Here is a 12151-nt window from a genome sequence, read left to right as displayed (position 1 = left end):
GTCGAATCAATACAATAAAAAAAAGCATCTGAAACAGATGCTTTTTCTCATTCTTAATACGTAAACGTAATCGTCACTAAAGAATACCCTTCTTTCGCATTGTAAGGCTCCGCTTTATAAGAAACTCGATTTGCCTCTTGCGGATAATCGATTTCACCAATTGCCTTTTTCACATCTTGCAGTGCACCATTCATTGATTGCTTGTATAGCACTTCAATTTTCTCTGGTTTTGCACTATAGCGTTGCTGCATTTTATTTTTTAATTCGGTATAGTTATTTGCGATATATTCATTTCCTAAATAGTTTAACTTTGTATCTTTTAATATTTGTTGATATGCAGGCGTTTTCGTACTACCTGCCGCAATTTTGTTTGTCAGTGTACTATAATAATTCGTTGTAGCTTGCGGGTAGTCTCCGCGGTTCCACTCATGATTTCTTGCGATTTGTTCATCCGATAAATTGAAATACGAATACGTTACGCGGCCCTGCTCATCTGGAACCGGATCATCAAATGTTGTATCAAGATGATACCATTTGTTTTCGATTTTCACTAAATTCCAAGCATGAGGTTGTCCGTCCCCAGTTCCTGTCACGAAATGATTTTCAATTCCTGCTTCTTTTAATAATTGATACGTTAATAGTGCGTAACCTTGGCAAACCGCAGAACGATTTACAAGTGCTTCATATGCTGTGTAAGCTTTATAAGACGTATCATAAGAAACATGTTTTACTACGTAATCATGAATCGCCTTCACTTTTTCGTGATCATCCATTCCAACTTGAGTAATAGAAGAAACGATTGCTTTCGCTTGTTTCATGACATATTCCGTCTGTTCTTTCGTTTCACGATATGTAATCTTAAGCGTAAATGTATAATTTCCAGGTGATCCAGAAAGTCCATATGAAACATTCGATCTATTATTATTTGTATACTCATTTTTACTTGCAACTTCTTTATATGCGTTAAAAAGTGTATTCATCACTTCGTTTGTATTATTGTTTTTCGTTTTATATGGAAGTGTAATATTTGTCTCGTATGTATTAATACGCTTTTGTACTTCCTCTTTAAACGCTGTTAATAATGCAGCATCTCCTGTATCTTTCACATCGGCATTTTTATATTTTAAAGTTTTATATAAAAACTGCGCATACTGTTCACGTGTTACTGTGCCATACGGTTCAAAATTCCCGTTCCCTGTGCCATCTGCGATTCCATTTGACTGCACTGCACTAATTGCGTTTTCTGCCCAAAATGGATTTGGAACATCCTTAAAGGTATGTTTTTGTTTTGCCGCAAGATGGAAAGCATTTGTAAGAATTTGTGCCATTTCCGCACGACTCACAGAAGCTTTCGGTCTAAATTGGCCATTTTCATCACCTTTAAAAACTCCTAAATTCGTTAAAGTTAATACCTCTTCTGGAAACATTGTAGAACTTTGATTAATATCACCGTAAGGATTTTTAAACGTAGACCCATCCTTTAATACGTAACGAGTTCCATCATTACTAAACGAACCGCCTTGTTTATTCGGTACTAACACTCGATAAATTAAAGCCGCAACTTGCTCCCTTGTCGCAACATCTCCAAAACCAAATATCCCATTCCCATAACCGGAAATAATATTTTTACTGGCTAAATCTTTAATCGCAGGATATGACCAATGTGATGTCGGCACATCAGAAAAAACACCCACTTCAGCAGCCTTCACACCACTGCCATTTGTATATAACAACGCACCACCAATCAGTGATAATGATGTAATTGATTTTAATAGTTTTGTATACATAATGTCTTCTCCCGATACGTTCTCTATTTTTGTTGGTTTATGTCGAAAAATCTAAAAATATGACAAAATATATTATACAATTAAAAGTTTTTGAGGGATATATTGAATTTTAAAATATGCAAAAATTCATATTGTTATAAGGATTCATAGTGATATTATGTTATTTTACTTGCGAATATATAAATAAAAAAACGCTCATCTGAGCGTTTCATCTATATACTTATTAGTTACTTTTTCTTCACTTAGAACTCTTCTTCGGTAATCATCCTTCGATCTAACAACTCTTTATACTTCAATATTTCTTCAGCCCCACGGCTCTCCATGCGTATATTGTATAACACTTGTTGTATTGACCTTTGATTGGTCCGTTGAAACATTTACTCCATTTAGAGATAATTCTATTGAATTTTTCACTACTAATCACAAAAATATCCTATAATCTTTATATAACAAATTAATGTATTAGGAGTAGATAAAATGCCAGTTACACTCGAACTTATTCTTTTCATTCTTATAGCAATTAGTGCTGTTGGCTATTTAATAAAAGAATTTCAAAAAACTAGGAAACGAACACTTGGAATTTCACTAGAATTTTTAGTTCTTTTCTGGTCAATATGGAGAATATCAACTATCATAATCTAATTTATAAAACATAAATTCCTTCGAATGAAGTGAAACTCTAATCAGCGGGGGGGGGGTTATAGGATAAATTTACCGGTATTTTTACCACAACATTCATGTTAAAATCCCTTGTGAGTACGACATAACTCGACCTTATGAAGCTCCGCAGCTTTTATCGCGGAGCTTTTTTTATTTAAAATAACTATTTTGTTCATTTTTTTGATACATTTACGAAACATTCATATGTTACGTTATATAAGTCCTTTTTTAAATCTTATTCATTCTAGCAAAAAGTCCTAGTCCCCCTAGGGCTTTTTTGCATTCAAACAATGAGTTGTATTTTTTCTCAATAATCGAAACTACTTAACATAGTAAAATAATAATCGGACTGGCATTCAATACCATATTACAATGGATCAAATCGCAAAAAGGCACCTTAGGGTGTCTTTTTTATAGAGAATCAGTTTAAAAACTAAAAATAAAAGAACCTCAATAAATGAGGTTCAAAAAATCTACTATTTTAAATTACCTTCGTAAAAAGCAACTCCATTTTGAACATGTTTTAAGTACCACGTAATCGTCCCGCCACAAACATTTTCATTAAAACTATTAGCATATACTCCATTTGAGTAATAAAGAGTTCTTTTGAATTTACCATTAGAATACTCATAAGGAATTGAGCATGTTGCTTGCTTCGGAGAGCTCACAGCTTTTTGCGTATCAGCTGAAGCTGCCCCAATTCCTCCTGTTAATGCAATACCTGTTGCCAATAGCCCTACTACTAATTTCTTGAACATAATAAATCCCCCTTTAATAGTTTTTATAGCTCACAACTTAAATGTATCATTTTTGTAATTTATGTAAATATCTTGAACATGTAGAAATATTTATTTAATTATTGGTAATATTAGGATTTTATTTTATCAAATGTAAAATAGAGGGATTAGAGAAGCATGTGAAAATACAGATAGGTTTATATTAAATGAACGTGGTCCAAGTCGGCGAAAGGCACCTTTTGGTGTCTTTTTTGTACATAAAAAAATCTCACCATCTTATAGAAACGATAAGACCTTTAAAACAATAATTGCAACTATATTAATTTTACATTACATTAAGGTTAGAGAATGTTCTTATATTAATAAAGTGCTAAATAGTAGGTGGAAAAATGGAATTTAACGATTTGGGTATTACCATTAAAGAACTTAGAATTAAAAAAAATATATCACAATCCGAATTATGTCATGGAATATGTTCACAAAGTCAAATTAGCAAGATTGAAAAAGGTATGATTTATCCATCTAGTATATTGTTATATCAATTATCAGAAAGACTTGGTATTGATCCGAATAACATATTTGCACTAACTCAAAACAAAAGATTAAAATATGTAGAAAACGTAAAATACGTAATAAAAGATTGCTTAAAGCAAAAACAATATAAAGAACTTTATGAAATAGTAAAAAAAGAGAAAAACTTGAATAATTTTCAAACAAAAGATGAGAAACAATTTCTAATGTGGCATGAAGCAATTGCTATATTTATGGTGGATAAATCAATAAAAACTGCTTTAGATTTTTTAAATAATGCATTAAAACTCACTTTAACTGATTCTGATTTTTTATCAGAAAGAGAAATAGATATTATGCAAACAATGGCTATATTTTATGCAGAAAATAAAGAATATGAAAAAAGTATTAATATATTCAAAAGATGTTTAACTAATTTTAATAAATTAGATTTTCCTAGAGATAAAGAAATTAAATTAAAACTCATGTTAAATTTAGCAAAATGTTTCGACTTCACATATCAACATGAAGAGGCAATAAAGTATATTGATAAGGGTATCAAATTAGCAATTAATCTAAATACTTTATACTTACTAGGTGAACTATTCTATTTAAAGGGTCAGTGTTTATTAAAAATGAAACAACATAATGTAGAAGATGTTATTTATAACTGGAAAAAAGCATTATTTATATTTGAACTAACAGAAAAAGAATATTATACAAAAATGCTACCAGATGAACTTATTGAAATACAAAATAAAAAACACTCATAATTTCGTAAAAACTACTTACAAAACCCACAGAAAAAATCCCTACAGCTTTTAAACTTAGATCGATAATATTAAAATTAATTTAAGTCGGCGAAAGGCACCTTTAGATGTCTTTTCTTTATTTTTACAAGGACCTGCTCAATTAATTTTTAAAAACATAATAGGGAATATTGTTTTATTTATCTCATTTTCAGTCATGCTATATATAAAATTCTTTAATAAATCCACCTCAAACATACTTATATGCATAGGAGTATGTTTGAGGTGTAACTTCTTCAAATACTAGTTCCTTTTATAAACCGTTTTTTGATGTAGATGACATTATTCTCAATACAATAGAATGAATTATGGGAACATATTTAGCAATATATATCAAAAAACATATTAAAAAAACCCTTCACCTTAAGGTAGAAGGGATCTTTTAATTTCTATTTCAAACTACCTAAAATTTCTGTAAAGATAACCCCAAGCATATGTGCACCTGCATCTGGATATCCTAAACTTCTTTCACCAACTACCGCTCCTCTGCCGAATGATCTTTCAACGATAGATTATATGCCTTGAAGTGCTGTTTGCAACATTTCAATTCAAATATACGACAGTAAAGAATACATTATCACAGTGTCAGCAAGCAAAAGTGTATTCTGCATTTCTGAAAACAGTAGATGGCAGATTATGACCTACTGAATCTGCTAAGAAAGAATATACAAGAACATCCTTAACATCCTCTCTATTTCCACTAATGATGACATCAAGGAAATCTTCTACTTGGAATTCTGGAGTAAACAACACAATCTTAGTTGTTCTGTTTGGTTCTAAAGAAACAAAAGTACGAGAGATTTCAACTAATTCATTTTGAGTTGGGAAAAAGGTGTTTCGACTTCTCTTAACAGTTACCGTTACATTACTAGTATGACAGCGTGAATCATTGTTTAACATAATGTTGAGAGCAGTTGGAATAATCCCATTTTCAGAAACTGGAACTCGAAACACTCCAGTAGATTTATGAGCCATATAATCACATCCTTCCAAAATAAAATATATTTACAATATATTAAATGCAAAAAACGTTCATTTTGATATGGACAAATTACATGATTAATATATCTATAATAACCCTCGTTATTACTAAGCCAATGTTTTAAAAGATTAACAAATAATTACCTCTGCAAATTTAGAAAATATCTACACTTTTTACAAGCATTATTACAATTAGATAAACTAAAGCAATATCCCATTAACAAAGGGACTCCATAATTGGAGTCCCTTTGTTAATGAGATATTAAAAATGATCAGCATGTGAATATTGTATAATTTCTTCCTTTTTTAGAGCATGTTGTGTATCACCTGTATTGTTATTAAATGATAATGCTATCACTAATCCTAACGTCGCTAATACAAGCTTCTTCATTATTTTAACGCCCCTTTGCTTAGTAATTTTTGTTTCGCTTCGTAACATACATCGAAATAATCACTAACTTTTTCATGCTTATTCAATTTGCGGAAGCGAACTGCTAATACTTCTGCATATTCTTCTACGAAATCCCATAAATCCTGCGTTTCAAAGTAAGAAATACCTTTTTTCACTTCTTCTTCTAAGAGTTCAATTGCTTCATCTTCATTAAGAGAACGTAAAATATTGAAATGATATACATACTCTTCATTTCCTAATTCTATACAAACTGCTAATCCTTTTTCAATAAGTTCTTTTGCAATAATTGTTTCTCTTAGCTTGTAGTGTTCACGTGCTTGTAAGAACAATGCTTTAAAATGGACAGGATTCTTCTCTGTCACTTCTGATAAATGACGAATCGCTAATGTAGATAAGTTTTGAGTTGCATATAATAATCCTAAATTATGCCTTACTACTAAAATTAATTTTTCTACATTATGTTTTTGCAACAGGTCAATGGAACGATTCAAATGTTCTTCCGCTTTTTCAAATTGCTTTAAGAATATACAAGCTGTCCCTAGTGTGTTTTCACAAGAAGCAACTTTCACCTCATATCCAGCATGCCTTTCAAAGATTTCTTTCGCTTTATTTGCGTATTCAATAGATATTAACATACTAGACATATGATGATTTAACACCGCATATTTTTGATAAAACTCTGCATGCTCTAGTTCGTCAGAAATATGTTCTAATAAACTCTCAGCTTCTTCATATTGCCTTCTGGCTTCATTATAGTTACTAAACATTAAAGCATGTTCTGCTTTAAAAGAATGATAGTAATAAGCTGTGAGTGTATCTGTCGATTCATCAATTGTATCAATTGCTTCAAAACTATCTTTTCGAATACTCACTCGATCAGTTAGCATTCTATATTTTAGGTCTAGTAAAGAATAATATAATAATAAATTTTGATTTTCTTTTTCTTCTGCATGTTTAATCTGTTCAATTTTTTCATCTATTTCTTTCTTTAATTCAGTTGCTTTTATAATGTGCTGCGACAACATCATTTGATAAAAATCATTAAGTTGTTGCATAACCGCTTCATGCATTAAAATATTTGTGCTCATATCACTACGTCCTCCTCAACTACTTCTATTCACCTGAATATTACCATTATTCTGTATATTATATAATAGTTCAACCCGCAATTGTAAATTGATAAAAAAATAACAGAATATTGCGAATCAATAGTGGAGATTAGCTGAGAAATGGTTACTGTAAAAAAATAAAAAACTTATGATATTGCTTGTATCATATTTGCTCTTATATATGATTCTGTTACAAAGTTTTCTAAGTTAATATAAACTCTAGAAAAAATGAATAAAGATCACCACAGATGAGTTATCTTTAATCCGTACAATAATTATAAGTATTCTGACGATTCATATTATTATTAATAAAAAATATTTAAATATTACATTTTTTCCAAAAGTGTATTATACTGTAAATTGCTGAGGGGCAAACTTTAGTATTTTCTGGTAACTACTCAATTTGTTAGGTTGTTATTAGTATTATGGTAACGAAAACCTTATATTTCCCCCTGAAGATAAAGCATTAGCAGCAATTACATCGAAATATCATAATAATAATTATTTTCTTAACAATATCACGGAATTTTGATTCGGAAAATTCTAATTATTAACTAATATAAATTGCTAAATAAAATATTTAGACAATTGAAGTCCAACAACGATTAGAAGATATATATATTAGAAAAGGAATTTTGGGAGATCTTATCCCATATAACTAATACATATAGTGTTGTATCTTTAAATCAATAAATTTTTCGATAAGCTAGTTAATAGATTATTGAATTTAATCTTTTGATAGAGTTAAAAAAATCAACTTTATATTCTAATTTAGAAATTACTAGGTGGTGTCGGTAGTGTTTGAGTACCTTTTAGTTAAAGCTTTATTTACTATTTTCTTAATTAGCCTAATCGTGTTAATCAGTGTAATATGGACTAAAATAGAAAAAATTATGGACGAGACTGTATTTAAAAACGTTTCTGAAAAAACCAGATATGTAGTAACTATGATAATTGTTATGGTGGGAGAATTTGTTCTCATAGTCATTACTTCATTAAATTGGAAAGCTTCAATTATTGACACACTCTTTTTTGGTAGTATTATTTTGTTCTGCTGTATATGGCTAATACCTTATTTTGTTAATCAACAACAAAACATCGCTAAAGTTATGGATAAGCATTTTAGTGGAGGGGTAGATTTAGGTGAAATTCAAGTTCATCGTGCGAAACTTTCTGCATTTAATTTAGGAAGTATTGTATTTTCTATAGTGGGAATTATTATACCTATTTGTTATTATTTTAAATACTTTTTATAACGGTTTATTGGTTCTGTTGGAAATTTTTTTAAAGATATAGTAATAGGTGAGATTACAGATATTTATGTAGAAACAACTTAGATGTATAAGACAATCCATTTGAGCGAAAACAGTAAAATACCCTAAAAAAAAGAGACCATATAAGGTCTCTTTTACTTGTATTAATTTAAAAATGATACTCATTTCCAAAACTTCTACCAGGACTTCTTTTTAGCTGCCGCTATTTCTTGTTGAGCCAATACGATAGTACGTTTTGCATCTTGGATTTCTCTTACCATTTCCATAAAGTTATCATCTCTTAATTCTAGCCTTTTTTCTATTCTTTCTTCACGTTCCTTACGATCTTTTATATCATTTTCAATTAATTTATTTCTTTGATCAATGCGATCACCTAATCTTTGTTCCATTTCTAATAATTTTACTTGCTGCACCTTATTAATCTCTTCTATTGTAAATATCCATTCCCCTCTTTTTTTCCTTCTGGCTTATAATATTTTGCTTTTCCTTCTTTAATTAATCCATTCAACACATCACTATTTTTTAATCTATTTAATTTCATGTGTAGATTATCCAGCGTAATCTCCCAACGATCACATGCTTCCCTCGTCGTCATAATTTCATCCAAAGTAAATAACATTCTCTCCATCTCCTATTTCTGTTATTTACAAGTGAAAATCCAGTTTTTCACAGGCTATTTTACAAAATTTTTACAGGGGATATGTTATATCGTGTCGAAGACTTAAATTATAACCATATCTTTTTACTTCTATACTTCCATTATCTGGGAATCACCAGTATCCAAGACTAAATTTTACCCATACATCATTTTTTTGATGTAGCTCTTGAATATAAAAACTATTTAATTTTCAAGGAACAATTATTAACTTAAAACTTATTATACGAGGAGGGTGTATCATGAAAAAAATATGCTTTGTATTAATTGTCGACGCTGGTATAAATTATGGTTCAATATTTTCTCTACCATTTTTAAGGAATCAGGATGATTTGAAGGAATATTTTTCCAAACATTATGATGTTTCAATTAATTATATTAGGGATAAAAGCTCAGTTGACTATTTGGTAGTTCCCAAACCGTGTCCACCTTTTGATAATGAAAATAATCTTCCAATAATTGAAGTACCAGCAATTTTATTTATGGAAAAGGATTTTGAAAAAATAAAGACTTATATAGACAATTATTTTTCTAATAACTCATAAAGAAAATAAAAGTACAGTAAAAAGAAGTCCGATAAAAAACGAGATTTATGTCCTTCTGTATCACCAAAATCGGTCGTTTTTGGTAATACAAAAAGACACATACTATTATTCTCGAAAACTACAGAAAAACCCCTCCACCTTAAAGCAGAGGGACTTTCCAATTACTATTTCAAACTACCTGCAATCTCCGTAAAGATAACCCCAAGTGCATGTGCACCTGCATCTGGATATCCTAAGCTTCTTTCGCCAACTGTACCAGCGCGGCCCATGCGAGCTACGATTTCTTTCGTGTACTCTGCTCCTTTGACCGCTGCTTCTGCTCCTTTTTCAAAGGCAGTTTTTACGTCTACTTCGTTTGAGGCGCTATCTAACCAAGAGTCTACACATGGAGCAAGTGCGTCAACAAGTGTTTTGTCACCAACTACTGCTCCTCTGCCGAATGATCTTTCACCGATCGATTGGATGCCTTGCAATGCTGCTTGCAGCATTTCAGCGAATTCTTTCACTGTTAACTCACGCTTCTCGGCTGCTGCTTTACTAGCTGCGCGGAATGCACCGCCCCAAATTGGACCAGATGCGCCGCCGCAATGTTCCATAATAATCATCGAACAGCCGTCAAGGAATGATCCGATCGTTACGTTTTCTTGTTCTACAATAGAGTGCCACTCACGTTTTAATTGCTTAAATCCTTTTGCCACACTCATTCCGAAGTCGCCATCACCAGCATGCGTATCTAGCTCACAGAACGGTACTTCATTTTTAATAATAATATCGCTCATTTTATCAACGAGATAAATCATGTTGTTTAATGTAATAACATTATCTTTAATAACAGCGTGCTCTTCCGCAGTTTCTAGTTCAAATGAAACTTCCTTCTCTTCTGTCTCTTCAAGTACATTTACGTACTCTACACTTTCAACTGGACCGTCTACTTTAAACGCTGGTGTATTACATTCTTTTGATAGTAATGTTTTTAGCTCTTCATCTAACTTCATTACCGTTAAAGACATACCAGCCATATCAATACTTGTCATATAGTTACCGACGAATACTCTATTAATTTTAATGTTTCTTGCAGCTAGTTCTCTCGTAACTGCGTTGTTAAATAAGTAAAGTTCTTGCAGTGGTGTTCCGCCAAAACCGTTAACTAGAATTGCGATTTCCTCGCCATCTTTTACTCCTAAATCTTTTACAAGGTCATTTGTCATACGGTTCGCTAGTTCATCTGCTGACAGCATTTTTTCACGCTTAATTCCTGGTTCGCCGTGAATACCTACACCGTATTCCATTTCATCTTCCGCAAGTGTGAAAGTAGGTGATCCACTCGCTGGAACTGTACAAGACGTTAATGCTAAACCGATTGTGCGCACGTTAGCCGCTGCTTTTTCTGCTACAGCTTTCACCGCTCCTAAATCCATACCTGCTTCCGCTGCTGCGCCGGCAATTTTATGAACTAAAATAACGCCCGCAACGCCGCGGCGTCCTACTGTGTACAGGCTATCTTCTACCGCAATATCATCGTCCACCTTTACGTAGTCGACTTCAATTCCATCTTCCGTCGCTAAATGCGCACCGTTTTTGAAATTCATAATATCGCCGCTATAATTTTTAATAATTAATAACGTACCTTTTTTACTAGCTGTCTCTTTAATCGCTTGGTATACCTGAATTTGTGAAGGTGACGCAAACACATCTCCGCACACTGCCGCATCTAACATTCCTTTTCCGACTAATCCTGCATGTGCCGGCTCGTGACCACTACCGCCTCCACTAATTAACGTTACTTTATTTTCGTTCATTTCTTTCTTCTTAATCACTTTATATTTTTTCAAAAGCTCAAGCTCTGGATGAGCCATAACCATTCCGTTGCACATTTCCATTACTAATGTTTCTGGTTTGTTTATAATCTTTTTCATTGTAGTTCTCCCTCAATTCCTTTAATATATTGTGATATATTTGAAATCTTCTTCTTACTAACCATGTTAAAATGAAAGCGTTTTATAGTAAACGGACAAAATGGACAATCTGTCTAAAGACACCGCTCTCATTTATAGATAGGATTTTCATATTAATAACATTCTAGGGATGATTCAGATGACCTCTTCTATAATTTCTAAAAAGATAATCGCGAACTCATTGAAGTATTTAATGGAAACAGAGTCGTTTCATAAAATATCAGTGAGCGATATTATGTTACACTGTCAAATGCGTAGGCAAACTTTTTATTATCATTTTAAAGATAAATTTGAACTATTAAGCTGGATTTATAGAGAAGAAACGAAGGAAAACATTATCGACTTTCTCGATTATGAAACGTGGGAAAACATTTTCGATTTATTATTTGATTACTTTTATGAAAATCAAAAATTTTACCGAAATGCTTTTAAAGTCATTGAGCAAAACTCGTTTAATCACTATTTATTTGAGCATACGAAAAACTTATATATGAAGATTATCGATGAACTATCTGTGAGCTGTGGATTCAGCCTTTCTGATGAGACAAAAAATACGATTGCCTCCTTTTATAGTCACGGCTTCGTTGGAACGATAAAAGATTGGATTGAAAGTAAGTGCGAAGTAGATCCTTCCATTATGTCTTCTCTTATGAAAAATATGATAAACAATCAATTACTACTATTACTGGAGCAATCAGCAAAGTAATTAAAGGGTGG

General features: G+C 31.8%; 11 protein-coding genes and 3 pseudogenes. 5 read left to right on the top strand and 9 right to left on the bottom strand.

Translation table 11 applies throughout. The features are described 5' to 3' along the window. Positions 1–53: 53 nt before the first annotated feature. Positions 54–1787 carry an S-layer homology domain-containing protein gene (locus tag ACTL4X_RS05105; RefSeq protein WP_441395000.1) on the bottom strand — a complete coding sequence of 578 codons (1734 nt, stop codon included), beginning with the start codon at positions 1785–1787 and terminating at the stop codon, positions 54–56. Between the two features lie 1136 nt (positions 1788–2923). Continuing rightward, a complete protein-coding gene (locus ACTL4X_RS05100) occupies positions 2924–3205 on the bottom strand; it encodes an LCI fold-containing protein (protein WP_000473837.1) in 282 nt (93 codons plus the stop codon). Positions 3206–3573: 368 nt separating this feature from the next. On the opposite strand from ACTL4X_RS05100, the gene ACTL4X_RS05095 reads away from it, so the two are divergent. Further along, positions 3574–4467 (top strand): helix-turn-helix domain-containing protein, encoded by an 894-nt coding sequence (locus ACTL4X_RS05095; protein WP_441394999.1) that lies wholly within the window; start codon positions 3574–3576, stop codon positions 4465–4467. Positions 4468–4892: 425 nt separating this feature from the next. Here ACTL4X_RS05095 and ACTL4X_RS05090 read toward each other — a convergent pair whose 3' ends face one another. The 4 genes from ACTL4X_RS05090 to ACTL4X_RS05075 form a co-directional block, all read right to left on the bottom strand. Next, positions 4893–5012, bottom strand: a complete 120-nt coding sequence (locus ACTL4X_RS05090) for a DAK2 domain-containing protein (protein WP_071740898.1) — start codon at positions 5010–5012, stop codon at positions 4893–4895. A gap of 76 nt (positions 5013–5088) precedes the next feature. Further along, the gene (locus ACTL4X_RS05085; protein ID WP_000940664.1) at positions 5089–5478 is read right to left on the bottom strand and encodes a hypothetical protein; all 390 of its coding nucleotides are present in this window, start codon (positions 5476–5478) and stop codon (positions 5089–5091) included. A 268-nt stretch (positions 5479–5746) separates the two neighbouring features. Further along, on the bottom strand, positions 5747–5875 hold the full coding sequence (locus ACTL4X_RS05080; protein ID WP_000737556.1) for a hypothetical protein: 129 nt from the start codon (positions 5873–5875) through the stop codon (positions 5747–5749). Next, positions 5875–6984: a response regulator aspartate phosphatase gene (locus ACTL4X_RS05075; protein WP_135811474.1), complete on the bottom strand. Its 1110-nt coding sequence runs from the start codon at positions 6982–6984 to the stop codon at positions 5875–5877. Before ACTL4X_RS05075 ends, ACTL4X_RS05080 begins: the two co-directional genes overlap by 1 nt. A gap of 608 nt (positions 6985–7592) precedes the next feature. Here ACTL4X_RS05075 and ACTL4X_RS05070 point away from each other — a divergent pair. Together ACTL4X_RS05070 and ACTL4X_RS05065 are read left to right on the top strand one after the other, a co-directional pair. Then, a pseudogene (locus ACTL4X_RS05070) lies at positions 7593–7698 on the top strand (BtrH N-terminal domain-containing protein); the annotation flags it as partial. Between the two features lie 104 nt (positions 7699–7802). After that, positions 7803–8261 carry a hypothetical protein gene (locus tag ACTL4X_RS05065; protein ID WP_441394998.1) on the top strand — a complete coding sequence of 153 codons (459 nt, stop codon included), beginning with the start codon at positions 7803–7805 and terminating at the stop codon, positions 8259–8261. 194 nt (positions 8262–8455) lie between these two features. Here the strand turns inward: ACTL4X_RS05065 and ACTL4X_RS05060 are convergent. Both ACTL4X_RS05060 and ACTL4X_RS05055 read right to left on the bottom strand, forming a co-directional pair. Continuing rightward, positions 8456–8710 (bottom strand): annotated as a pseudogene (locus tag ACTL4X_RS05060) (DUF3967 domain-containing protein); the annotation flags it as partial. Beyond that, positions 8696–8898, bottom strand: a pseudogene (locus ACTL4X_RS05055) (hypothetical protein); the annotation flags it as partial. The pseudogenes ACTL4X_RS05060 and ACTL4X_RS05055, both read right to left, overlap by 15 nt. Positions 8899–9176: 278 nt before the next feature. Here ACTL4X_RS05055 and ACTL4X_RS05050 point away from each other — a divergent pair. Continuing rightward, positions 9177–9479, top strand: a complete 303-nt coding sequence (locus ACTL4X_RS05050; RefSeq protein WP_000717610.1) for a hypothetical protein — start codon at positions 9177–9179, stop codon at positions 9477–9479. A 164-nt stretch (positions 9480–9643) separates the two neighbouring features. Here ACTL4X_RS05050 and dhaK read toward each other — a convergent pair whose 3' ends face one another. Beyond that, complete coding sequence (gene dhaK, locus ACTL4X_RS05045) at positions 9644–11395, bottom strand: dihydroxyacetone kinase subunit DhaK (RefSeq protein WP_071740853.1); 1752 nt, start codon at positions 11393–11395, stop codon at positions 9644–9646. A 178-nt stretch (positions 11396–11573) separates the two neighbouring features. Between dhaK and dhaS the strand changes: the two genes are divergently transcribed. Next, entirely contained in the window at positions 11574–12140 is a 567-nt protein-coding gene (gene dhaS, locus ACTL4X_RS05040) for a dihydroxyacetone kinase transcriptional activator DhaS (RefSeq protein WP_000204220.1), read from the top strand. Positions 12141–12151: the final 11 nt, after the last annotated feature.

Origin of the sequence: Bacillus sp. RE35 (assembly GCF_052146655.1) — a bacterium.
Taxonomy (GTDB): domain Bacteria; phylum Bacillota; class Bacilli; order Bacillales; family Bacillaceae_G; genus Bacillus_A; species Bacillus_A cereus.
This window is presented reverse-complemented; position numbering and strand designations above follow the sequence as displayed.

Excerpts from the sequence above, each read along its gene's own strand:
- ACTL4X_RS05075 (WP_135811474.1), bottom strand. The coding sequence starts at position 6,984 with ATGAGCACAAATATTTTAATGCATGAAGCGGTTATGCAACAACTTAAT.
- ACTL4X_RS05050 (WP_000717610.1), top strand. The coding sequence starts at position 9,177 with ATGAAAAAAATATGCTTTGTATTAATTGTCGACGCTGGTATAAATTAT.
- ACTL4X_RS05100 (WP_000473837.1), bottom strand. The coding sequence starts at position 3,205 with ATGTTCAAGAAATTAGTAGTAGGGCTATTGGCAACAGGTATTGCATTA.
- ACTL4X_RS05105 (WP_441395000.1), bottom strand. The coding sequence starts at position 1,787 with ATGTATACAAAACTATTAAAATCAATTACATCATTATCACTGATTGGT.
- dhaS (WP_000204220.1), top strand. The coding sequence starts at position 11,574 with ATGACCTCTTCTATAATTTCTAAAAAGATAATCGCGAACTCATTGAAG.
- dhaK (WP_071740853.1), bottom strand. The coding sequence starts at position 11,395 with ATGAAAAAGATTATAAACAAACCAGAAACATTAGTAATGGAAATGTGC.
- ACTL4X_RS05085 (WP_000940664.1), bottom strand. The coding sequence starts at position 5,478 with ATGGCTCATAAATCTACTGGAGTGTTTCGAGTTCCAGTTTCTGAAAAT.
- ACTL4X_RS05095 (WP_441394999.1), top strand. The coding sequence starts at position 3,574 with ATGGAATTTAACGATTTGGGTATTACCATTAAAGAACTTAGAATTAAA.
- ACTL4X_RS05080 (WP_000737556.1), bottom strand. The coding sequence starts at position 5,875 with ATGAAGAAGCTTGTATTAGCGACGTTAGGATTAGTGATAGCATTATCA.